Genomic DNA, 23020 nt, shown 5'->3' on the forward strand with positions numbered 1-23020 from the left:
ATCGTTCATGATCAGTGAGGGTAGCGATCGCCGACCTGCGCGGTGGCATACCAGCGCATCACCGCTTCGGTGCCTTCGCCGCCTTCCTGCGGCGCCCATTGCATGCAGTCCTCTTCCGTCAGCGCCTGATAAGGGCCCTGCTTCACTTCGAACACCACGCCGCCGGCATCGACCGACAGCACTGCATGCCAGGTAAATGCCGGCATTTCCAGCACTTTGGTCTCTTCACCGAGCAGGGTGCGCTGCGTCACGACGCCGTCATCGTTGAACTGCAACACGACAAAACGGCCGCGCAGCGGCGTCAGCAGTTCCCAGGTTTGCGGGTGGCGGTGCGGGCGGATATAGGTGCCGGGTTCCATGGCGATCGCCAGGCGTTGCACCGGGTCGCTCAGCTCTTCGTGTAAGGTGCGGTGCGCGCGCAGGCGGGCCACGCTGGCGGCCTGTTCGCTCATCGCGGTCAGTTCATGGGCGGTAATCTGTTTCATCATTTAAATCCGCATGCTTGTCGTACCATTAGGGTGATGTCATCTTAGCAACATTCTCGTTGGCGGTAAGCGATCGCCGCGACTTTTTCAGCACGGTTTACCCCAGGTTAAGCGCGATTTTTGCTATTGATCATCGTGATGATTTGTTGCGCAATTATCCCTCCTAACGTGTTGACAGGCTTTTTCCTCTCGGCGTAACATGCGCGCACTATTATCATTGAGGACAGACGCCTTGGACACACCCAGTAGATACTGGCTCACTGACCTGCGCCGCAGGTATAACTTCTAAGGCTCTCCGTTTTTGCTGATAGCCTTCGTGGTTGTCGGCGACCCCGCAAAGTGTCGCTATGAGTCAGATCTCTTCATGGTCTGAAACAAATCGGTGATACGTATCCCCTCTGTTTCTGTGCTTCAACGCGTTGTCCGCACCCGTTACCTTCACGGAGTTTTGGCACATGCTGAGCGCTTTTAAATTAGATAACCGCCGCTTGTCCCGCCTGGAACTGGACGACTCAGATGATCTCACTTCATCGCTGTGGGTTGATCTGGTCGAGCCGGAAGAGGGCGAGCGCGAGCGCGTGCAGAATGAGCTGGGACAAAGCCTGGCGACGCGTCCCGAGCTGGACGACATCGAAGCCTCCGCCCGTTTCTTCGAAGACGAAGACGGTCTGCATATCCACTCCTTCTTCTACTTTGAAGATGCGGAAGATCACGCCGGCAACTCCACGGTGGCGTTCACCATCCGCGACGGCCGCCTGTATACCCTGCGCGAGCGCGAACTGCCTGCGTTTCGCTTGTACCGCATGCGCGCCCGCAATCAGACCATGCTCGAAGGCAACGCCTACGAACTGCTGCTGGATCTGTTTGAAACCAAGATTGAACAGCTGGCGGACGAGATTGAGAACATCTACAGCGACCTGGAACAGCTCAGCCGGGTGATCATGGAAGGGCATCAGGGCGATGAATACGACGCCGCGTTGTCGACGCTGGCGGAACTGGAGGATATCGGCTGGAAGGTGCGTTTGTGTCTGATGGATACCCAGCGCGCGCTCAACTTCCTGGTGCGCAAGGCGCGTCTGCCGACCGGCCAGTTGGAGCAGGCGCGTGAAGTGCTGCGCGACATCGAATCCCTGCTGCCGCACAACGAATCGCTGTTCCAGAAGGTGAACTTCCTGATGCAGGCGGCGATGGGCTTCATCAATATCGAACAGAACCGCATCATCAAGATCTTCTCGGTGGTGTCGGTGGTGTTCCTGCCACCTACGCTGGTGGCCTCCAGCTACGGCATGAACTTCGAATTCATGCCGGAGCTGAAATGGTCGTTCGGCTACCCGGGGGCCATCACGCTAATGATCCTGGCCGGCCTGGCCCCTTACCTGTACTTCAAGCGCAAGAACTGGCTGTAACCCGGCGGCGCCGGGCTCAGCGCAGCTTGCGCTGGGTGTAGAGCGCGTCGAGGGTGAACAGGATCAGCGCCGCCCAGATAAAGCCGAAGGTCACCAGTTTGTCCTGGCCGACGGTTTCACCGTAGAAAGTAACCGCCAGCAGGAACATCAAGGTCGGGCCGAGGTACTGGAAGAAGCCGAGCGTTGACAGACGCAGCCGGGTGGCCGCCGCGGTGAAGCACAGCAGCGGTACGGTGGTGACGATGCCGGCGGCGACCAGCAGCAGGTTCAGCGACCACGGGTTGGCGCTCAGATGGCTGGTAGGGCTGTCGGCGAACAGGAACAGGTAGGCCGCCGCCACCGGCAGCAGCCACAGCGTTTCGATCAGCATGCCGGTCTGGGCGTCGATGGCGATTTTCTTGCGCAGCAGGCCGTAGAAGGCGAAGCTGAACGCCAGCCCCAGGCCGATGATCGGCAACGAGCCGAACTGCCAGAGTTGCACCAGCACCCCGGTGAACGCCAGCGCCACCGCCACCCACTGCATGCGGCGGAAACGCTCGCCGAGAAACAGCATCCCCAACAGCACGTTAACCAGCGGGTTGATGAAGTAGCCCAGGCTGGCTTCCAGCATATGGTGGTTGTTCACCGCCCAGATAAACAGCAGCCAGTTGCCGCCGATCAGCAGCGCGGTGAGCGCCAGCAGCAGCAGCCGTTTGCGGTTTTGGCAGGCGGCGCGCACTTTCGGCCAGTTGCGGCCCAGCGTGATCAGCGCCAGCATGAAGAAAAACGACCAGATGATCCGGTGAGTGAGGATCTCATCGGCGGGCACTTGCTGAATCAGTTTGAAATAGGCCGGGGCGATGCCCCACATAAAATAGGCGGCCAGGGCGAAGAAAATGCCCTGACGCGTTTGCTTTGCGTCCATGACGTCACTCTGGGTGGGAACTTAAGATGCGGTGAGTGTACTGAAGACGCTCACCGCGCACAATCATCAGCCGACCAGATAGGTGGCGGTAGCGGTGGCGATATGCAGACCGTCGTGGTTATGAAGTTCTACGCGCGCGACGGCGACCTTATTGCCGCTGCGCAGCACATGTGCAGTGGCCACGAAGTGCTCGCCGCGGCCGGGGCGCAGGTAATCGACGCGCAGATCGATGGTGCCCATGCGCGACAGCTTGGCAGCTATCTCTTCTTCGATCAGCGGTTCCAGGCGCGTCAGCACGCCGCCGGCGCAGGCCATCCCGGCGGCGACGTCGAGCACCGCGGCGATCACGCCGCCGTGCAGAATCTCCTGCGCGGCGTTGCCCACCAGCTTGCGTTGGTTGGTGAAGCTCAGTTCGACGTAGTCATCGTCGAAGCGGCGCAGTTCCAGGCCGAGCTCGCGGTTGAACGGCATGTGATAAACAAAGATTTCGCCGATCTTCTGGCGGGCGGTTTCCAGGGTGAGAGGTGTGGTCGACATAGCATGTTTCCGTTTTTCTTTTGCGTTTTAAGGGGGGTAACTGGTCAGTCCAGGTTAATGTCATGTTGATTTTATGCTTAACCTTTGTTGCTTTCCAGCCTGTTTCGGCAAAAGAGTCGCACGCGCGTCGGTGTCATGCTGAACGATATTATGTAATCATACCCGGTGGGTGTGTACCGATGAAAAAATGGGGAAGTGTGTGTCAACCGCAGCAGTGATTAACAGAGAGTTGCTGGCCGAGCAGGTATTGCGCGATACCTTCGGTTACCAGCAATTCCGTCCGGGGCAGCAAACGATTATCAATGCCGCGATCGGCGGGCAGGATTGCCTGGTGGTGATGCCGACCGGCGGCGGCAAGTCGTTGTGTTACCAAATCCCGGCGCTGGTGATGGACGGCCTGACGCTGGTCGTTTCTCCGCTGATTTCGCTGATGAAAGACCAGGTCGATCAGCTGTTGGCCTACGGCGTCTCCGCCGCCTGCTACAACTCGACGCAAACCCGCGAAGAGCAGCTGGAGGTCATGGCCGGTTGCCGCAACGGCACCATCAAGATGCTGTACATCGCGCCGGAACGGCTGATGATGGAAAGCTTCCTCAATCTGCTCGATCACTGCCCGCCGGCGATGCTGGCGGTGGATGAGGCGCACTGCATTTCGCAGTGGGGCCATGACTTCCGGCCGGAATACCGTGCGCTGGGTCAGCTGAAACAACGCTTCCCGTCGATGCCGGTGATCGCGTTGACCGCCACCGCCGACGAGGCCACGCGCGGCGACATCGTGCGCCTGCTGTCGCTGCAGGATCCGTTGGTGCAGGTCAGTAGCTTCGACCGGCCGAACATCCGCTACACGCTGGTGGAAAAATTCAAACCGCTCGATCAGTTGTGGCGCTTCGTGCAGGATCAGCGCGGCAAGAGCGGCATTATCTATTGCAACAGCCGCGCCAAGGTGGAAGACACCGCCGCGCGTCTGCAAAGCCGTGGGCTGAGCGTCGGCGCCTATCACGCCGGGCTGGACAACGATCGCCGCGCGCAGGTGCAAGAGGCGTTCCAGCGTGACGATCTGCAGGTGGTGGTGGCCACCGTCGCCTTCGGCATGGGCATCAACAAACCCAACGTGCGCTTCGTGGTGCACTTCGACATCCCGCGCAATATCGAATCCTATTATCAGGAGACCGGCCGCGCCGGGCGCGACGGCCTGCCGGCCGAAGCCATCCTGCTGTACGATCCGGCCGACATGGCCTGGCTGCGCCGCTGTCTGGAGGAGAAACCCGCCGGGCAGCAATTGGACATCGAACGCCACAAGCTGAACGCCATGGGCGCGTTCGCCGAGGCGCAAACCTGTCGTCGTCTGGTACTGCTCAACTACTTCGGCGAAGGCAAACACGAGAACTGCGGCAACTGCGATATCTGCCTCGATCCGCCCAAGCGCTACGACGGGCTGGAGGACGCGCGCAAGGCGCTGTCCTGCGTGTATCGCGTCGGCCAGCGCTTCGGCCTGGGGTACATTGTGGAAGTGCTGCGCGGCTCCAACAACCAACGCATTCGCGAATACGGTCACGACAAGCTGCCGGTGTACGGCATCGGCCGCGATCAGACCACCGAACACTGGACCAGCGTGCTGCGTCAGCTGATCCACCTGGGCTTTATCACCCAGAACATCGCCATGCACTCGGCGCTGCAATTGACCGAGGCGGCGCGCCCGGTATTGCGTGGCGAGGTGGCGCTGCAGCTGGCGGTGCCGCGCATTCAGAGCCTGAAGTCGCGCAGCAGCGCCAACCAGAAATCCTACGGCGGCAATTACGATCGCAAGCTGTTCGCCAAGTTGCGCAAACTGCGCAAATCGATCGCCGACGAAGAAAACATTCCGCCTTACGTGGTGTTCAACGACGCCACGCTGCTGGAAATGGCCGAACAAATGCCGATCAAGGCCGGCGATCTGCTGAGCGTCAACGGCGTCGGCCAGCGCAAACTGGAGCGTTTCGGCGCGCCCTTTATGGCGATGATCCGCGACCATCTCGACAATGACGAAGACTGAGGGCGATAAATCATGCTGATGCTGTTTCTCACCGTGGCGCTGGTACATCTGATTGCGCTGATGAGTCCGGGGCCGGACTTCTTTTTCGTGTCGCAAACCGCCGCCAGCCGTTCGCGCCGTGAGGCGATGATGGGCGTGGTCGGCATTTCGCTCGGCATCGTGGTGTGGGCCGGCGTGGCCTTGATGGGGCTGCACCTGATCCTGCAGAAAATGGCCTGGCTGCATCAGATCATCATGGTCGGCGGCGGGATGTACCTGTGCTGGATGGGGTGGCAACTGCTGCGTTCCGCGCGGGCGCAGCAAGCGCAGCCGGCAGCGGAGGCCCAGGTGGCGTTGCCGAAGGCCGGACGCAGCTTTATTCGCGGCTTCCTGACCAATCTGTCCAACCCGAAAGCGGTGATCTATTTCGGCAGCGTGTTCTCGCTGTTCGTCGGCGACAGCGTCGGTGCCGGGGCGCGCTGGGGGCTGTTCCTGCTGATCGTCGCCGAGACCTTCGTCTGGTTCAGCCTGGTGGCGGTGGTGTTCGCGCTGCCGGCGATGCGCCGCGGTTATCAGCGGTTGGCCAAGTGGATCGACGGGGTGGCGGGCGTGCTGTTCACCGGCTTCGGGTTACACCTGATCTTTACCCGTTAACCGGCAGTGAAACGTCGAAGGCCGAGCAGCGATGCCCGGCCTTTTTTGTCAGGCTTTGCGTGCGGTCGCCAGCAGGCCGGCCACCAGAATGAACAGCGAACCGAACAGCCGGTTGAGCAGCTGCATCTGGCGCGGGGTCTTCAGCCAGCCGGCGATGCGCGTCGCCAGGGTGGCGTAACCGATCATCACCAGAATATCCACTATCACGGTAGTGACGCCGAGCACCAGATACTGCTCGGCCTGCGGTTGATTGGGCAGAATGAACTGCGGGAACAGCGCGGCGAGAAACACGATGCTTTTCGGGTTGGTTAGGTTGACCAGCACCGCGCGGCGGAACAGACGGCGGCGCGGCATGCTGCCCGCCAGCGCATGCAGATCCAGCGCGCCGGCGGCGCGCCACTGCTGGATGCCGAGCCATACCAGGTAGGCGGCACCCAGCCATTTCAGCAGCTCGAACGCCAGCAGCGATTGAGAAATCAGCGCGCCGAGGCCGATGCCCACCAGCACGATGTGCGCGCTCAGCCCGACCTGCAGCCCGGCGATCGACGCGGCGGCGCCGCGATAGCCGTGGCTGATGCCGGTGCTCATGGTGTTGATGGCGCCTGAGCCGGGGGACAGGCTGAGGATAAGCGTGGTCAGCAGGTAGGTTAACCACCAGTCCAAGGTCATGGTTCTCGGCTCCCTGAAAGTGTCGTTTTGTGCCACAATGCGCCGAGGCGGCGCCGTTTTTTGTAAGAATTGAATCACAATACGCTAGTATGATTTCTTGTGCCAGCGGTCACATTTTCCGCCGGCCCCACAGGGAAAACGCTCTCGATGACCTCGTTCACTCTCAGCTCCGATGACTGGTTAACGCGTGAAACGCAGTTCGCCGCCTTCGCCACCGGGCCGCTGCTGGACTTCTGGCGGCAGCGCGAAGAAGGCGAGTTCAGCGGCGTGGACGGCGTGCCGATCCGCTTTGTGCGCTTCAGCTCCGCGCGGCATCAGCGGGTGGTGGTGGTCAGCCCCGGCCGCATCGAAAGCTACGTGAAATACCCTGAGGTGGCCTACGACCTGTTCCACTGCGGCTACGACGTGGTGATCGTCGATCATCGCGGGCAGGGGCGCTCCGGGCGTTTACTGGCGGATACGCACCGCGGTCATGTGGTAAACTTCGACGACTACGTGGACGATTTCGAGCAGCTTTGGCTGCGCGAGGTCGAATCGCGCGGTTACCGGCAGCGCTTCGCGCTGGCGCATTCGATGGGCGGCGCGATCTTGGCGCGGTTCCTGCAGCGTCGGCCGCAGGCGTTCGACGCGGCGGCGTTTTGCGCGCCGATGTTCGGCATTCAGTTGCCGATGCCGGGCTGGCTCGCCGACCGCATTCTCGACTGGGCGGAGGCGCACCCGGCGATCCGCGACTATTACGCGGTGGGCACCGGCCAGTGGCGTCCGCTGCCCTATGTGGTCAACGTGTTGACCCACAGCCGCGAGCGCTACCGGCGCAGCCTGCGCTATTACGCCGATTACCCCGAGCTGCAGGTGGGCGGGCCGACCTACCATTGGGTGCGGGAGAGCATTCGTGCCGGCCGGCAGATTATCGTGCAGGCCGGGGAGATAACAACGCCGCTGTTGCTTTTGCAAGCCGGTGAGGAACGGGTAGTCGACAACCGTTCGCACCAGGCTTTTTGTCAGGCTCTGTCAGACGCGGGGCGCCCTTGCGAAGGGGAGCTCCCGTTGGTTATCAACGGCGCACGCCATGAGATCCTGTTCGAGCGGGACGCGATGCGCGCCGAAGCACTGAACGCAATTCTGCGCTTCTTTGCTCAACACTTAGGCGGTGCGCTGCCGCCGACAACTCCATCAGAGGTTAGAACATAACGCTATGTATCACGTCGTCGCTTCCGATTTAGATGGCACGCTGCTGTCTCCCGACCATACCCTGTCGCCGTACGCCAAAGAAACGCTGAAGTTGCTGACCCAGCGCGGCGTGCATTTCGTGTTCGCCACCGGCCGCCACCATATCGACGTGGCGCAGATCCGCGACAGCCTGGAGATCAGCGCCTTTATGATCACCTCCAACGGCGCGCGGGTGCACAATACCGCCGGCGAGCTGATCTTCAGCCATAACCTGGATGGGGATATCGCCCGCGATCTGTACGGCATGCTGCACGACGATCCGGAGATCACCACCAACGTCTACCGTAACGATGACTGGTTCATCAACCGCGAGAGCCCGGAGCAGGAAGAGTTCTTCCAGGAGTCGGTGTTCAAATATCAACTGTTCGAACCGGGCCTGCTGGAAACCGACGGCGTCTGCAAGGTTTACTTCACCTGTGAAGACCATGAGCGGTTGCTGCAGGTGGAAGACGCCATCAACGCGCGCTGGGGCGATCGGGTCAACGTCAGCTTCTCGTTCCCGACCTGCCTGGAAGTGATGGCGGGCGGCGTGTCGAAAGGGCATGCGCTGGAAGAAGTGGCCAAGATCATCGGCTATACCCTGCAAGAGTGCATCGCCTTCGGCGACGGCATGAACGATCTGGAGATGCTGTCGATGGCCGGCAAAGGCTGCATCATGCGCGACGCGCATCAGCGCCTGAAGGATATGCTGCCTGAGCTGGAGGTGATCGGCTCCAACGTCGACAACGCGGTGCCGCACTACCTGCGCAAAATGTTCCTCTGAAATAACAAGGGCGCCTTGCGGCGCCCTTGGCATTATTTGTGCTGGCCCTGCTTCTGCAGGAACTGCACGCCCTTGTCCGGGAAGTCGGTGAACACGCCGTCAACGCCGGCCTGGTTGTAAATCACGTCATACAGCTGATTCACGTCGGTCACGTACTTCGGCAGCGCATCGGCGCGAATGGTGAACGGATGCACCGCCAGCTTGCTGGCGTGCGCTTCTTTCACCATGTCGGTCAGCACGATGTGGCCCGGCTTGGATTTATCCGCTACCACCAGCATGTGGTAGTCCGGCCCGATGCCGTCGGCATACTGCGCGATTTTCTTCATCGCGCCCGGCTTGAACATCCAGTCGTAGTCGTATTCCACCCACTTGCCGTCGGCTTTCTGCTCGTAGGTTTCCTGCCAGTCGTTATAGGCGATCAGCTGCACCAGCTTCAGATCCATGCCCAGCTTCGGCTCCAGCTCGTTCTTGATGCGTTTGAGCTCGTTGGCGTCGAAGCACTGCAGGTAGACGTTGTCGTTCTTGCCGGTGTAGCCGTACTGCTTGAGCACCGCCAGCACTTTGCTGGAGATGTCTTTGCCTTCCTGCTTATGGAACCACGGCGCCTTGATTTCAGGGTAGATGCCGATGTTTTTGCCGGTCGAGTGGTTCAGACCCTGCACGAACTCGATCTCTTCCTGGAAGGTGTGTACGCGGAAGTCGGATTTGCCCATCGGGAAGCGGCCAGGGTAGCCCTGCACCTTCTTGCCGTTTTCGATTTCAAAACCTTCGGTGAACTTCAGCGATTTGATCTCCGCCAGCGTAAAGTCGATGGCGTAGTAGCGGCCGTCTTTACGCGCGCGATCCGGGAAGCGTTCGGCGACGTCGGTGACGCGATCGAGGTAGTGGTCGTGCAGCACCACCAGCTCGTTGTCTTTGGTCATCACCAGGTCTTGCTCGAGGTAATCGGCGCCCTGCGCATAGGCCATCGCCTTCGCCGGCAGGGTGTGTTCCGGCAGGTAGCCGCTGGCGCCGCGGTGGGCGATCACCACTTTGTCCGCCGCCTGCGCGGCGCTGACCATTGAGGTGGCGAGAATGATCCCTGTCAGCAGGGCTTTGACTTGAGTCCGCATTCCGTTTTCTCCGTGTTGTTGGGGGCAGGGTAGTAAAAAGGCCGCAGGGCGGCCTTTAAATCATGCAAAAGTCGTGTGACGGTTAGCCGCGCTTGCCGGCAGCGATTTCCGCGTGATGTTTCTTCTCGTTCAGCATGGTCAGCAGCAGCAGGATAACCGCCAGCACGCCGCCGCCGATCATCACCATGAAGCCGCCGTCCCAACCGAAGAAGTCCACGGTGTAACCGACGATGGCGCTGGCCGCAACCGAGCCGCCCAGGTAGCCGAACAGGCCGGTGAAGCCCGCGGCGGTGCCGGCGGCTTTCTTCGGCGCCAGCTCCAGCGCATGCAGGCCGATCAGCATGACCGGGCCGTAGATCAGGAAGCCGATGACCAGCATACAGATCATGTCCACGGTCGGGTTGCCGGCCGGGTTCATCCAGAACACCACGGTGGCGATGGTCACCAGCGTCATGAAGAACACGCCGGTGGCGCCGCGGTTGCCTTTGAACACCTTGTCCGACATCCAGCCGCACAGCAGAGTGCCCGGAATACCGGCGTACTCATACAGGAAGTAGGCCCAGGAAGACTTGTCCAGCGCGAAGTGCTTCACTTCTTTCAGGTAGGTCGGCGACCAGTCCAGAATGCCGTAACGCAGCAGGTAGACGAACACGTTGGCGACCGCGATGTACCACAGCAGCTTGTTCGGCAGGATGTACTGCATGAAGATCTGCTTGGCGGTCAGCTCTTCTTCGTCTTTTTCGCTGTAGTCGTCCGGATAGTCGTTTTTGTACTCTTCAATCGGCGGCAGGCCGCAGGATTGCGGAGTGTCGCGCATCAGGGCGAAGGCGATCAGGGCCACCAGGATGGCGCCGAAGGCCGGCATGTACAGCGCCGCGTGCCAGTCGTTGAACCAGGCCATACCCAGCAGGAACAGCAGCGGCGGCAGGCCGCCACCCACGTTGTGGGCGCAGTTCCAGATGGAAACGATGCCGCCGCGTTCTTTCTGCGACCACCAGTGCACCATGGTGCGGCCGCACGGCGGCCAACCCATGCCCTGGAACCAGCCGCACAGGAACAGCAGGACGAACATGATGGCGATGCTGGAGGTTGCCCACGGCACGAAGCCCATGAACAGCATTACCGCCGCCGCCAGGATCAGGCCGGCTGGCAAGAATACCCGCGGGTTGGATCGGTCGGAGACCGAGCCCATGATGAATTTGGAGAAGCCGTAGGCGATGGAGATGCCCGACAGCGCGAAGCCGAGGTCACCGCGGCTGAAGCCTTGTTCGATCAGGTAAGGCATGGCCAGGGTGAAGTTCTTACGCACCAGATAGTAAGCGGCGTAACCGAAGAAGATCCCCAGGAAAATTTGCCAGCGCAGCTTACGGTAGAGCGGGTCTACCTTATCGCTCGGCACACGGGCGATGTGTGCGGCCGGCTTAAAAATACTCAACATGAGCGCCTCCGATGGCTTTATCTGTTATCACATCAATATGACCTTTTACGTTCATTTGATGATTGAGCGGATATCGAATGTGGTGTTTTTGTGTTCCATAACGAGCGCCATTGTCATCAAATACGCCTGGTGTCGCTGTGACGAATGGCGCAATTGTTACACTTTCATGAAACCACGGCGGATTTTGAGCGATTCGTTAACGTTATGAAATAGAAAAACGTCCAAAAATCGTGATTATGATCACATTGATGGTTTTTTGTGGACATTTTTATTTCGTTTCATGTTCGTTCTTGTTCCTTATCAAACAAAGACCCTAATAACCGTGGCTCAATAGGCTCATAACTACCGATCCTGAGGGAGCGAAATGAGCAGCTATTTTGACGGCGGCGAAACGGATGTGATCATCATCGGCGGCGGCGCCACCGGCGCAGGCATTGCCCGCGATTGTGCGCGGCGCGGCTTGCGCTGCATTTTGCTGGAGCGTCATGACATCGCCACCGGCGCCACCGGCCGCAACCACGGCTTGCTGCACAGCGGCGCGCGCTATGCGGTGACTGACGGCGAGTCGGCGCGCGAGTGCATCGAAGAGAACCGCATCCTGAAACGCATCGCGCATCACTGTATCGAGCGCACCGATGGGCTGTTCATCACCCTGCCGCAGGACTCGCTGGAGTATCAGCAACAGTTTATCGCCGCCTGTCGCCAGGCCGACATCGACGCCGAAGCGATCGACCCGCAGCTGGCGCTGCGGCTGGAGCCGGCGGCTAACCCCGCGCTGATCGGCGCAGTGCGCGTGCCGGACGGCACCGTCGATCCCTTCCGGCTGACCGCCGCCAACATGTTGGACGCGCGCGAACACGGCGCGCAGATCCTGACCTACCACCAGGTGGTGGGATTGTTGCGCAGCGGCGATCGGGTGACAGGCGTGCGCGTTTACGACCATCAGAGTCAGCGGCGCTATGAGCTGCACGCGTCGGTGGTGGTCAACGCCGCCGGCATCTGGGGCCAGCAGATCGCCGAATACGCCGATTTGCGCATCCGCATGTTCCCGGCCAAGGGGGCGCTGCTGATCCTCGGCCATCGCATCAACAACATGGTGATCAACCGCTGCCGCAAACCGGCGGACGCCGACATCCTGGTGCCGGGCGACACCATCTCGCTGATCGGCACCACCTCGACCCATATCGACTACGACCAAATTGACAACATGCTGGTGACCCCGCAGGAGGTGGACATTCTGATCCGCGAAGGGGCGCTGCTGGCACCCACCCTGGCGCAGACCCGCATTTTGCGCGCCTATGCCGGGGTGCGGCCGCTGGTGGCCAGCGACGACGATCCCAGCGGGCGCAACGTCAGCCGCGGCATCGTGCTGCTCGATCACGCCGCCCGCGACGGGCTGGAAGGGTTTATCACCATCACCGGCGGCAAGCTGATGACCTACCGCCTGATGGCGGAGTGGGCCACCGACAAGGTGTGTGAAAAGCTCGGGGTAAACAGCCCGTGCACCACCGCGCAGGACGCGTTGCCGGGATCCCGTCAGTCGGCGGAGGAAACGGTGCGCAGCGTGGTTGCACTGCCCGCCAGTATCCGCGGTTCGGCGATTTACCGGCACGGGGATCGCGCCAGCCAGGTGCCGGCGGCCGATCGGCTCGACACCAGTCTGGTGTGCGAGTGCGAGGCGGTGACCGCCGGGGAAGTGCGCTATGCGGTCAATTCGCTGACCGTCAATAACCTGGTGGATCTGCGCCGCCGCACCCGCGTCGGCATGGGCACCTGCCAGGGGGAACTCTGCGCCTGTCGCGCCGCCGGGCTGTTGACGCGCTTTAACGTCAGCACGCCGCAGCAGTCCATCGCGCAGCTGTCGCAGTTCCTCAACGAACGATGGAAAGGCGTTCGGCCGATCGCCTGGGGCGATGCGCTGCGCGAGAGCGAATTTACCAGTTGGGTTTATCAAGGGTTATGCGGGCTTGAGGCCCAGGCCGACAAGGGGCAGGAGGCGGATGATGCGATTTGACGTAGTGGTGATTGGCGGCGGCCTGGCGGGCCTGAGCTGCGCCATTGCCGTGGCCGAGCAGGGCAAGCGCTGCGCGGTGGTCAGTTCTGGCCAGAGCGCGCTCTACTTCTCCTCCGGTTCGCTCGACCTGTTGGCGAGATTGCCGGACGGCACGCCGGTCGAGATGCCGTTGGCGGCGTTGCCGCAGCTGGCGCAGCAGGCGCCGCAGCATCCGTATTCTCTGATTGGCCCCGGCCGGGTGGCGGCGCTGTCCGCCGCCGCGCAACGGCTGCTGGAACGCTGCGGGCTGAACCTGCAGGGTGAGGGGACCAAAAACCATCTGCGCATTACGCCGCTCGGCACGCGCCGCGCCACCTGGCTCAGCCCGCAGGCGATCCCGACGCTGCCGCTGACCGGCCAGTTGCCCTGGCGGCGCATCGCGGTGATCGGCATCGAAGGGTTCCTCGACTTCCAGCCGCAGATGGCTGCCGACTCCTTAAGCCGGGAGCTCGGCGTGCAGACGGACGTAGCCTATCTGCACGTGCCGGCGCTGGACCGATTGCGCAATAACCCCAGTGAGTTCCGCGCGGTGAACATCGCCCGGGTACTGGATTTGATGGAAAGCCTGCCGCCGATGGCCGAAGAGCTGCGGCGGCTGGCGGGTGAGGCCGAGGCGCTCTTCCTGCCGGCCTGTCTGGGCCTGGAGGATGATGCGTCGCTGGCGGTGCTGCAGGATGCGGTCGGCAAGCCGATCCGACTGCTGCCGACGTTGCCGCCTTCGGTGCCCGGCATGCGCTTGCATCAGGCGCTGCGGCGGCGTCTCCAGCAGCTGGGTGGCGTTTTCATGCCGGGTGACAGCGTAGTGCGCGCCGAGTGCGAAGCCGGCTGCGTCACCGGCCTGTACACCCGCAACCATGGCGATATTCCGCTGCGGGCGCAGCAGGTGGTGCTGGCCAGCGGCAGCTTCTTCAGCAACGGGTTGGTAGCGGAGTTCGACCGGGTGCGTGAGCCTATCTTCGGGCTGGACGTGCACAGCCGCGCGGATCGCGCCGACTGGAGCCAACGCGAACTGTTCGCGCCGCAGCCTTATCTGCAGTTCGGCGTGCGCACCGACGGCAGGCTGCGGGCGATGAAACAGGGGATGCCGTTCGACAATCTGTACGCCATCGGCGCGGTCGCCGGCGGTTACGATCCGCTGCAGCAGGGCTGCGGCGCCGGCGTGTCATTGATCGGGGCGCTGCACGTCGCGCAGCAGATCGCCGCGGAGGAGAACGCATGAGCCTGCATCAGGACCACAGCTTTGAAAGCTGCATCAAATGCACCGTTTGCACCACCTACTGCCCGGTCGCCAAAGTTAACCCGCTCTACCCGGGGCCGAAACAGGCGGGGCCGGACGGCGAACGGCTGCGGCTGAAAGACCCGGCGCTGTATGACGAAGCGCTGAAATACTGCACCAACTGCAAGCGCTGCGAAGTGGCCTGCCCATCGGACGTCAAAATCGGCGACATCATTCAACGCGCCCGTGCCGACTTCGCCCAGAGCAAACCGACGCTGCGCGACGCCATCCTTAGCCATACCGACATCATGGGATCGCTGTCGACGCCGTTTGCGCCGATCGTCAACGCCGCCACCGGGCTGAAACCGGTGCGCAAGCTGTTGGACAAGGCGCTGAAGATCGATCATCGTCGCGAACTGCCGAAGTATTCGTTCGGCACCTTCCGCCGCTGGTACCGGCAACAGGCGCAGGCCCAGCAGCGTTACGCCGAGCAGGTGGCGTTCTTCCACGGCTGCTTCGTCAACTACAACCACCCGCAGCTGGGCAAGGATTTGATCCGAGTGTTCAACGCGCTGGATATCGGCGTACAGTTGCTGAAGCGCGAGAAATGCTGCGGCGTGCCGCTGATCGCCAACGGGTTTATCGAGCAGGCGAAAAAGCAGGCCAGAGTCAACGCCGAATCGCTGCAGGAAACGGTGCTGGAGCGCGGTATTCCGGTGGTGGCGACCTCATCGAGCTGCACCTTCACCCTGCGTGACGAATACCCCCATTTGCTGGACGTGGACACCACCCCGGTGCGCGATCGGGTAGAGCTGGCGACGCGCTATCTCTATCGCCTGATCAATCAGGGGCGCAGCCTGCCGCTGCAGCACACGCCGCTGCGGGTGGCTTACCACACGCCTTGCCATATGGAGAAAATGGGCTGGACCGCCTACACCCTGGAGTTGTTGCGCCAGATACCTGGGCTGGAGCTGGTGGTGCTGGATTCGCAGTGCTGCGGCATCGCCGGCACCTACGGGTTCAAGTCGGAGAACTATGCCACGTCGCAAGGCATCGGCGCGCCGCTGTTCCGGCAGATAGAAGAGAGCGGGGTGGATCTGGTGGTGACCGATTGCGAGACCTGCAAGTGGCAGATCGAAATGTCCACCAGCAAGCGCTGCGAGCATCCGATCACCCTGCTGGCGCAGGCGCTGGCCTAACGTTCAAGGGCCGGCAAGCCGGCCCCGTAGGATTACTGCTTCAGCTTCAGGGTGGAGATGATGCTTTCGGCTTCGGTCTGCGCCTGCTGCTGGTTGTCTGCCGGCAACGTCACCTGAATGGTCAGCATATTGTTGTTCAGCGAGCCGATCAGGATAGAAGAGTAAGCCTTTTCGCCGCCGCTGGTGATGATGCTGTCCAGCTGACGCAGCGGCACGCCGTTGACGTCGATGGCTTTGTTGGTGATCACCTGCAGGTTGGCGTCACGCGCGCGCTGGGTGTTTTCCAGGCGCTTGGCCAGCGTTTCCAGGCTGTCGGCGGTCTTGTCGCCGAGGATCACAATCACTGCGCGCTGGCCGGTGGTGTCAGCGTAAACGTGCATGTTGTTGGCCTGGTTACCCAGTTTGCCGCTCTGATCCGCCATGCCGGCCGGCAGGGTGAACGCCAGGTTGCCGTTTAACAGGCTGACCTGCTGCCCCGCTGAGGCGCTGGCCGCCGTACCGTCCGTTGCCGCCTTGGTGTCTTTGGTGTCGCCGTCGCAGGCCGCGAGGCCAAGCGCCAGCAGGCTGATACCCATCAATTTCGCTACTTTACGCATCGGGCTTCCTTCTTCCTTTCCGGTAGGGATTTACTGTCGTATCGCAACCTATTCCAGGTTGAAATGCAAGGCAGATGTTGTCACAAGTTTTTTTCCAGTAATAGCCGATAATCAGCCACTTCGCCTTTCTTTTCCAGCTGAACAATCTGATAGTGGTGAGTGAGCAGCATCGTTAGCATGGCGCGAAATCGATTACGGGTTTTGACCGTCAGTTGGCGATAGCCCTGCGCCCGAGCCCAGCGTTCTTGTTCGGCCAGCAGCGCCTGCGCGACGCCATGGCGGCGAAACGCCGGCAGCACGCCGCCCAGCCAGCTGTAAAACACCGTCTCCTGCTGTTGATAACCGAGTTTGAAGCCGGCCGGTTGGCCGTCGATCTCGGCGATCAGCAGGCTGGCGGGGGCGGCGCCGATGCGCTGTTGCAGATCGGCCAGGCTATGCAGGCCGCCGAATTCGGGGATGCGTTGATACAGACGGTGGATTTCTTCGAGCGTGGCGGTGCGGGTGAGCGGAGTCATCGGCGGCCTCCAGAGGATAGGGCCGCCCAGCATAGCACGGTTCAGCCTGGCTGCAGGTCGCCGCTGCGCGCCGCGATGCGTTTGAGCAGCATGTTCAGCAGCACGCCGTACATCGGCAGGAAGAACAGCAGGCAGATCATGACTTTGAAGCTGTAATCCACCAGCGCGATCTCCACCCAGTTGTTGGCCATGAAGGGATCGCTGCTCTTGTAGAAGGCGATGAAGAAGAACGCCAGCGTATCGCTGATGTTGCCGAAGAACATCGCCGCCGCCGGCGCCACCCACCAGGCACTGCGCTGACGCAGGCGGTTGAAGACGTGCACGTCGAGGATCTGGCCGAGCACATAGGCCATAAAGCTGGCCACGGCGATGCGCGCCACGAACAGGTTAAAGCTGCTCAGTGCGGCAAACCCTTGCCACTCTCCCTGATAGGTGACGGTGGAGATCACATAGGAGATGAACAGTGCCGGCACCATCACCGCCAGGATAATGCGCCGCGCCAATGGCGCGCCGAAGATGCGCACGGTCAGATCGGTCGCCAGGAAGATGAATGGGAAGGTAAAAGCGCCCCAGGTGGTATGAAAGCCGAAAACGGTGATCGGCAGCTGCACCAGGTAGTTGCTGGAGGTAATGATGGCGATATGAAACAGCGAAAGCCAGACCAACGCCGTGAAGCGCTGCTGTGCGGTAAACGAATACATGTTGTAGCCTTTTTAGCAGTGGGGTGAGGGAACCCAGTGTGTCTTGTTAAAACAGCAAAAAACGCTGCGCGGCGGCATGATACGCGTTTGCGCAACCAATGCAATGGTTAAATTTAACGCAAACGTTAACGCATCTTGCGCAGAAAAACTACCGGCGTAAACTAGGCGCTAATGAGATGCGGCGAGCGTTCGCCGATCGTTTTTGAACGAGAAAAATTGCATGACTGACTTATTTGCCCAGGCGGACCAGACGCTCGACGCGCTGGGGCTGCGCTGTCCGGAACCGGTGATGATGGTGCGTAAAACCGTGCGCCATATGGACAACGGCGAAACGCTGCTGATTATCGCCGACGATCCGGCCACCACCCGCGATATCCCGGGGTTCTGCCGCTTTATGGAACACACGCTGGTGGCACAGGAGACCGAACAGGTGCCATACCGTTATCTGTTACGTAAAGGTGTATAGTTTTTAATCGCCCTGTAAGATAAGCTCCCTGCGATCGGGGAACGTTCGAAGGGGACAAACGATGAGTATTTTACTACTGCCAACGGTTGCCAAGATGGAAAGTGAGGAACGTACACAGGGCTATGAGCGCTGGTTTCTTGAGAGCGTTCAGGAAGCCATGGATGAGCCGCTGCCCGGTATTCCTCATGACGAGGTGATGGCTGAAATGGATGCGGTTATCGCTGCTGCAGAAGCCAGGATGAAAGCTAAGCAGTCATAATGCTCAACATCGAATGGACTCGATCCGCTCGTCGGGATCTGGCGGAGATTGTGGGATTCATCGCCAATGATAATCCCTTGGCGGCCAGAAAAATGAAGCTTCTCATCATGGAGGCGGTCATTCCCGCCGCCAGACATCCTCGACTTTTCCGGCGTGGCAGAGTGGATGGCACGCATGAAATCCCTCTACATCCCAATTATCTCTTGGTTTATCAAGTGCTGGAAACTCACATCCGGGTGTTGAGGGTTTTACATGCGCGCCGACAATATCCGTAGTATCGGCGCTGTAGTTCATCATACCGGGCTCCCATTGAGGAACCCGGTATGGCACCAGGTTATTGGCGCTTTCTCAATAGCCGCAGCGCGTTGGCGGTGACCAGCGCGGTGGCGCCGGAGTCCGCCAGCACTGCCAGCCACAGCCCGGTCAATCCCAACAGGCTGGTGATCAGGAAGACCCCTTTCAACCCCAGCGCGATGGTGATGTTTTGCCGGATGTTGGCGTGGGTGGCGCGCGAGATGCGAATCATCTCCGCAACGCCCAGCAGCCGGTTGTGGGTCAGGGCGGCGTCGGCGGTTTCCAGCGCCACGTCGGTGCCGCTGCCCATGGCGATGCCGATGCTGGAGGCTTTCATCGCCGGGGCGTCGTTGATGCCGTCGCCGATCATCGCCGTTGGGCGCAGTTCGCTCAGCTCGGTGACCGCTTTGACCTTATCTTCCGGCAGCAGACCGGCGCGATAGTCGAGACCCAGTTCGCCGGCGATCGCCGCGGCGGCGCGCGGGTTGTCACCGGTCAGCATCACGCCGCGAATACCCAGCGCGTTCAGTTCGGCGATCGCCTGTTTGGCGTCGCCGCGCAGCGTATCGCGCAGCGCCAGCAAACCGATAGGCGCGCCGTCTTCCAGCACCACCACCGCCGTTTTACCGGCGTTTTCCAGCTTGTCCACCTGGCTCTGCCATTGGGCGTCGAGCAGGCCTGACACCAGCTTGCCCGGCGCGCTGATCAGCACGGTCTTGCCGTCCACGATGCCTTCCACACCGATGCCGGCCAGGGCGCGGCGCGCCTGCGCCAGCGGCAGCTCAGCTCCGCTCTCGGCGGCGCGGTTGATGATCGCCTGCGCCAGCGGGTGATGCGAGCCGGCTTCCACCGCGGCGGCAAGCTGCAACAGCCGTTGTTCGCTGAGGGCGCCGATCGGCAGCACGTCGGTGACCGTCGGCTTGCCCTCGGTCAGGGTACCGGTTTTATCGAAGGCGATAGTTTGCACCTGCCCCAGCTGTTCCAGCGCTGCGCCGCCTTTAATCAGCGCGCCGCGCCGCGTGGCGGCCGCCAGTCCGGAGGTAATGGCCGCCGGGGTCGAGATCACCAGCGCGCATGGACAGCCGATCAACAGCAGCGTCAGGCCGCGATAGATCCAGGTATCCCACGGCTGCGAGAACAGCAGCGGCGGCAACAGGATCACCGCGACCGCCAGCAGCATAATGGCCGGGGTGTAATAACGGCTGAACCGATCGAGGAAGCGTTCGATCGGCGCACGGCGCTCTTCGGCCTCTTCAATCAACTGCAGAATACGGTCGATGGCATTTTTGCCGGGCTCGGAGATCACCTTCATCTGCGCCGCCTGATCGACGGACAGGCTGCCGGCGGCCACTTTCTCACCCTGTTGGCGTTCGACCGGCACCGATTCGCCGGTCAGGGCACTTTCGTCGAAGCTGGCGAACGGATTGAGCAGCTCGGCGTCGGCCGGCAGGCGTGCGCCGGGGGCGATTTCAATCACATCACCAGGCCGCAGGCTGGCGACCGGCACGCGTTTACGTTCGGTGCCTTGCAGCAGCAGCGCATCTTCCGGCACCAGCTCCATCAGCGCCGTCACCCCGCGCCGCGCGCGGTTGGCGGCGTAGGATTCCAGCAGTTCACCAACCATAAACAGCAGCAGCACCATCGCCGCCTCGGCGGTGGCGCCGATGAACAGCGCGCCGATGGCCGCCACGCTCATCAGCGTTTCGATGGCGAACGGCGTGCCGGAACGGATCAGGCGCACTGCCTTGGCGGCAACCGGCGCCAACCCGACCAGCGTGGTGGCGATAAAGGCGATGCGGCCCAGCTCCGGGTTAACCCGATCCAGCACCCAACTGACGACCATCAAGGTGGTCAACAGCAGCAGCGGCGCGAATTCGCCGAAGCGCGAGGTTTTTTCCGCGGCGCCTTTGGCGGTCTGCGCGCCGAGCAGGGTAAAGCCGGCCTGGGCGACCGCGTCCTGGATCCGCAGGCTGATGTCGGACTGCGCGTCTACCACCAATTTCTCGGTGGCGAACAGCACCCGCGCGCTGTCGACGCCAGGGATGGCGGTGACGGCATTCTCAATTTTCTTGGCGCAGCTGGGGCAGTCCATACCGGTGACTTTCCAGCTGAAACGTTGGCTGCCGGAAGGGGGAGCGGCGGCCAGCCTGTCGCTTTCCTCGTCCGGATCGTCGGGCGCGGCGGTGCAGCAGCCGCTATCGCCATGATCGTGATGGTGGTGAGCGTGTTCGGTCTGTGCGGCGGCGTTTTTCGGCTCGCTGCTGCAGCCGTGCTGCGTTTTGCTGTGGCTGTGGTTGCAGCCGCACCCGCCTTCGGCGTGGTGATGTTCCTGATGATTATGATTTTGCTGATTGAGCATAACGTCCCCCTTCGGGCTGTTAACCGGGTTTGCTTGTCCGACTCTACACCCTGGAGTCCACTCCAGAGTCAAGCGATGGATGAGAATTATTGCTAACGGCGCTCAGGCGCATGCAGGAATATTCATTCAATAATGAATAATGCGAATTTCAATCTATTGGCTTTCCTTATTACCTATTTCGATAAAGCGGCTCGCCGCCGTTAGTTTAAATAAGAAAATAATATTCCTATAGAAACTAAAAAGTCGCCCGACCTAATAATAAAGAGTTATTAATCTATGACGCTTTAGCAAAATTTACCTTTTTGTGATGGGGCAGCCAGCATTATTCGCTTGTGTCTGCAGGCCGCATTTCTATTGAAGTTTGGTGCCAACTTATCGGTGTTGAGTTTCATTTGTTTTGTAAAGATAGCGATAAAGTAGCATAACAATCTTTCGTTGAGTCAATAAATGGTTGATTATTTTATGTTCAGTTTTGCGGCCCTGCCTATAATTGGAATCGATTACCATTTTTAGTGGTGATCTTATTTGCTGATATATATGCATTAATTCTACCTAACACACTGCCGGCAACGGCGCATAAGCCCCTTCCAGCAAGCTTAAGGTTCATTAACCGTGGCTTACGGGGAGGTTATGTCTATCTGTCTGATTGATATCAATCAGGTAATGAGTGGAATCGAACCAATGCAATCTACTAAAAAGGCAATTGAAATTACTGAGTCCAACTTCGCGGCCGCCAAAACCGGCTACGATGCTGTAGCCGACCTGCTGCATTATCATGAGCGTGGCAACGGGATTCAGATTAATGGCAAGGATTCATTTTCTAACGAGCAAGCTGGGCTGTTTATTACCCGTGAGAACCAAACCTGGAACGGTTACAAGGTATTTGGCCAACCGGCCAAATTAACCTTCTCCTTCCCGGACTATAAGTTCTCTGCCACCAACGTCGCCGGCGACACCGGGCTGAGCAAGTTCAGCGCGGAACAGCAGCAGCAGGCTAAGCTGTCGCTGCAGTCCTGGGCCGACGTTGCCAATATCACCTTCACCGAAGTGGCGGCCGGGCAAAAGGCCAACATCACCTTCGGCAACTACAGCCAGGATCGCCCTGGCCACTATGATTACGGCACCCAGGCCTACGCCTTCCTGCCGAACACCATTTGGCAGGGCCAGGATCTGGGCGGCCAGACCTGGTACAACGTCAACCAGTCCAACGTGAAGCATCCGGCGACCGAAGACTACGGCCGCCAGACGTTCACCCATGAGATTGGCCATGCGCTGGGTCTGAGCCATCCGGGCGATTACAACGCCGGTGAAGGCAACCCGACCTACCGTGACGCCAGCTATGCGGAAGACACCCGTCAGTTCAGCCTGATGAGCTACTGGAGTGAAACCAACACCGGCGGCGATAACGGCGGTCACTACGCCGCCGCTCCGCTGCTGGACGACATTGCCGCCATTCAACACCTGTATGGCGCTAACCTGTCGACCCGCACCGGTGACACCGTGTATGGCTTCAACTCCAACACCGGTCGTGACTTCCTCAGCACCACCAGCAACTCGCAGAAACTGATCTTTGCGGTCTGGGATGCGGGCGGCAACGATACCTTCGACTTCTCCGGTTACACCGCTAACCAGCGTATTAACCTGAATGAGAAATCGTTCTCCGACGTGGGCGGTTTGAAGGGCAACGTGTCGATCGCCGCCGGTGTAACCATCGAAAACGCCATTGGCGGTTCCGGTAACGACGTGATCGTCGGCAACGCGGCCAACAACGTGCTGAAAGGCGGCGCGGGCAATGACGTGCTGTTCGGCGGCGGCGGGGCGGATGAGCTGTGGGGCGGTTCCGGTCAGGATACCTTCGTCTACACTGCCGCCAGCGAGTCCGCACCGGGCGCTTCCGACTGGATCCGCGACTTCCAGAAAGGGATCGACAAAATTGACCTGTCGTTCTTCAACAAAGAAGCGAATAGCAGTGATTTCATCCACTTCGTCGATCACTTCAGCGGCGCAGCCGGTGAGGCGCTGCTCAGCTACAACGCGTCCAACAACGTGACCGATCTGGCGGTGAACATCGGCGGCCATCAGGCGCCGGACTTCCTGGTGAAAATTGTCGGCCAGGTAGACGTTGCCACCGACTTTATCGTGTAACACAGCAA

At 60.6% G+C, this 23020-nt stretch carries 22 protein-coding genes; 12 read left to right on the forward strand and 10 right to left on the reverse strand.

Features of this window, described 5'->3' with window-relative positions; translation table 11 throughout:
* Positions 1-11: 11 nt before the first annotated feature.
* Positions 12-485, reverse strand: coding sequence for a WbuC family cupin fold metalloprotein (locus AC6BYQ_RS14465; RefSeq protein ID WP_025160392.1), 474 nt, complete (start codon positions 483-485; stop codon positions 12-14).
* A 455-nt stretch (positions 486-940) separates the two neighbouring features.
* Between AC6BYQ_RS14465 and corA the strand changes: the two genes are divergently transcribed.
* The gene (corA, locus tag AC6BYQ_RS14470; protein ID WP_004934262.1) at positions 941-1891 is read left to right on the forward strand and encodes a magnesium/cobalt transporter CorA; all 951 of its coding nucleotides are present in this window, start codon (positions 941-943) and stop codon (positions 1889-1891) included.
* A 16-nt stretch (positions 1892-1907) separates the two neighbouring features.
* Here the strand turns inward: corA and rarD are convergent, their stop codons facing one another.
* Together rarD and AC6BYQ_RS14480 are read right to left on the reverse strand one after the other, a co-directional pair.
* Positions 1908-2795 (reverse strand): EamA family transporter RarD, encoded by an 888-nt coding sequence (rarD, locus tag AC6BYQ_RS14475; RefSeq protein WP_019452537.1) that lies wholly within the window; start codon positions 2793-2795, stop codon positions 1908-1910.
* 66 nt (positions 2796-2861) lie between these two features.
* Positions 2862-3332 carry a thioesterase family protein gene (locus AC6BYQ_RS14480; RefSeq protein ID WP_019452536.1) on the reverse strand — a complete coding sequence of 157 codons (471 nt, stop codon included), beginning with the start codon at positions 3330-3332 and terminating at the stop codon, positions 2862-2864.
* A gap of 199 nt (positions 3333-3531) precedes the next feature.
* On the opposite strand from AC6BYQ_RS14480, the gene recQ reads away from it, so the two are divergent.
* The gene (gene recQ / locus AC6BYQ_RS14485; RefSeq protein WP_025160391.1) at positions 3532-5364 is read left to right on the forward strand and encodes an ATP-dependent DNA helicase RecQ; all 1833 of its coding nucleotides are present in this window, start codon (positions 3532-3534) and stop codon (positions 5362-5364) included.
* A 12-nt stretch (positions 5365-5376) separates the two neighbouring features.
* The gene (gene rhtC / locus AC6BYQ_RS14490) at positions 5377-5997 is read left to right on the forward strand and encodes a threonine export protein RhtC (protein ID WP_004934276.1); all 621 of its coding nucleotides are present in this window, start codon (positions 5377-5379) and stop codon (positions 5995-5997) included.
* A 48-nt stretch (positions 5998-6045) separates the two neighbouring features.
* Here the strand turns inward: rhtC and rhtB are convergent, their stop codons facing one another.
* Positions 6046-6666, reverse strand: a complete 621-nt coding sequence (gene rhtB / locus AC6BYQ_RS14495) for a homoserine/homoserine lactone efflux protein (RefSeq protein ID WP_019452534.1) — start codon at positions 6664-6666, stop codon at positions 6046-6048.
* A gap of 147 nt (positions 6667-6813) precedes the next feature.
* On the opposite strand from rhtB, the gene pldB reads away from it, so the two are divergent.
* Both pldB and yigL read left to right on the forward strand, forming a co-directional pair.
* Entirely contained in the window at positions 6814-7857 is a 1044-nt protein-coding gene (pldB, locus tag AC6BYQ_RS14500) for a lysophospholipase L2 (protein ID WP_498057085.1), read from the forward strand.
* A 4-nt stretch (positions 7858-7861) separates the two neighbouring features.
* On the forward strand, positions 7862-8659 hold the full coding sequence (gene yigL, locus AC6BYQ_RS14505) for a sugar/pyridoxal phosphate phosphatase YigL (RefSeq protein WP_019452532.1): 798 nt from the start codon (positions 7862-7864) through the stop codon (positions 8657-8659).
* A 32-nt stretch (positions 8660-8691) separates the two neighbouring features.
* On the opposite strand, the gene glpQ is transcribed toward yigL, so the two are convergent.
* Both glpQ and glpT read right to left on the reverse strand, forming a co-directional pair.
* Positions 8692-9771 carry a glycerophosphodiester phosphodiesterase gene (gene glpQ / locus AC6BYQ_RS14510; RefSeq protein WP_019452531.1) on the reverse strand — a complete coding sequence of 360 codons (1080 nt, stop codon included), beginning with the start codon at positions 9769-9771 and terminating at the stop codon, positions 8692-8694.
* 82 nt (positions 9772-9853) lie between these two features.
* Positions 9854-11209 carry a glycerol-3-phosphate transporter gene (glpT, locus tag AC6BYQ_RS14515; protein ID WP_004934295.1) on the reverse strand — a complete coding sequence of 452 codons (1356 nt, stop codon included), beginning with the start codon at positions 11207-11209 and terminating at the stop codon, positions 9854-9856.
* A 364-nt stretch (positions 11210-11573) separates the two neighbouring features.
* On the opposite strand from glpT, the gene glpA reads away from it, so the two are divergent.
* Genes glpA through glpC form a run of 3 tightly spaced genes read left to right on the forward strand, consistent with a single transcriptional unit; the run spans position 11574 to position 15677 of the window.
* Positions 11574-13223, forward strand: coding sequence for an anaerobic glycerol-3-phosphate dehydrogenase subunit A (gene glpA / locus AC6BYQ_RS14520; protein WP_197668128.1), 1650 nt, complete (start codon positions 11574-11576; stop codon positions 13221-13223).
* Positions 13213-14481 carry a glycerol-3-phosphate dehydrogenase subunit GlpB gene (gene glpB, locus AC6BYQ_RS14525; protein ID WP_019452529.1) on the forward strand — a complete coding sequence of 423 codons (1269 nt, stop codon included), beginning with the start codon at positions 13213-13215 and terminating at the stop codon, positions 14479-14481. The genes glpA and glpB overlap by 11 nt, the downstream gene beginning before the upstream one ends.
* A complete protein-coding gene (gene glpC / locus AC6BYQ_RS14530) occupies positions 14478-15677 on the forward strand; it encodes an anaerobic glycerol-3-phosphate dehydrogenase subunit GlpC (RefSeq protein ID WP_019452528.1) in 1200 nt (399 codons plus the stop codon). Before glpB ends, glpC begins: the two co-directional genes overlap by 4 nt.
* Positions 15678-15709: 32 nt before the next feature.
* Here glpC and AC6BYQ_RS14535 read toward each other — a convergent pair whose 3' ends face one another.
* The 3 genes from AC6BYQ_RS14535 to AC6BYQ_RS14545 all read right to left on the reverse strand — a co-directional run bounded on the left by AC6BYQ_RS14535 (position 15710) and on the right by AC6BYQ_RS14545 (position 17489).
* Entirely contained in the window at positions 15710-16273 is a 564-nt protein-coding gene (locus AC6BYQ_RS14535) for a DcrB family lipoprotein (RefSeq protein WP_198636720.1), read from the reverse strand.
* A gap of 80 nt (positions 16274-16353) precedes the next feature.
* Positions 16354-16788 (reverse strand): GNAT family N-acetyltransferase, encoded by a 435-nt coding sequence (locus AC6BYQ_RS14540; RefSeq protein ID WP_498057086.1) that lies wholly within the window; start codon positions 16786-16788, stop codon positions 16354-16356.
* Positions 16789-16829: 41 nt separating this feature from the next.
* Positions 16830-17489 carry a 7-cyano-7-deazaguanine/7-aminomethyl-7-deazaguanine transporter gene (locus AC6BYQ_RS14545; RefSeq protein WP_063918197.1) on the reverse strand — a complete coding sequence of 220 codons (660 nt, stop codon included), beginning with the start codon at positions 17487-17489 and terminating at the stop codon, positions 16830-16832.
* A gap of 220 nt (positions 17490-17709) precedes the next feature.
* Between AC6BYQ_RS14545 and tusA the strand changes: the two genes are divergently transcribed.
* From tusA to AC6BYQ_RS14560, 3 genes are all read left to right on the forward strand, one after another.
* On the forward strand, positions 17710-17955 hold the full coding sequence (tusA, locus tag AC6BYQ_RS14550; RefSeq protein WP_004934314.1) for a sulfurtransferase TusA: 246 nt from the start codon (positions 17710-17712) through the stop codon (positions 17953-17955).
* Positions 17956-18016: 61 nt separating this feature from the next.
* Complete coding sequence (relB, locus tag AC6BYQ_RS14555) at positions 18017-18214, forward strand: type II toxin-antitoxin system RelB family antitoxin (protein ID WP_019452523.1); 198 nt, start codon at positions 18017-18019, stop codon at positions 18212-18214.
* On the forward strand, positions 18214-18489 hold the full coding sequence (locus tag AC6BYQ_RS14560; protein ID WP_019452522.1) for a type II toxin-antitoxin system RelE/ParE family toxin: 276 nt from the start codon (positions 18214-18216) through the stop codon (positions 18487-18489). Before relB ends, AC6BYQ_RS14560 begins: the two co-directional genes overlap by 1 nt.
* A 59-nt stretch (positions 18490-18548) precedes the next feature.
* On the opposite strand, the gene AC6BYQ_RS14565 is transcribed toward AC6BYQ_RS14560, so the two are convergent.
* A complete protein-coding gene (locus tag AC6BYQ_RS14565; RefSeq protein ID WP_498057087.1) occupies positions 18549-20867 on the reverse strand; it encodes a zinc/cadmium/mercury/lead-transporting ATPase in 2319 nt (772 codons plus the stop codon).
* A gap of 681 nt (positions 20868-21548) precedes the next feature.
* Between AC6BYQ_RS14565 and AC6BYQ_RS14570 the strand changes: the two genes are divergently transcribed.
* Positions 21549-23012 carry a serralysin family metalloprotease gene (locus AC6BYQ_RS14570; RefSeq protein ID WP_019452520.1) on the forward strand — a complete coding sequence of 488 codons (1464 nt, stop codon included), beginning with the start codon at positions 21549-21551 and terminating at the stop codon, positions 23010-23012.
* The last annotated feature ends 8 nt before the right edge of the window (positions 23013-23020 follow it).

Source organism: Serratia sp. LTN-2, assembly GCF_059740205.1.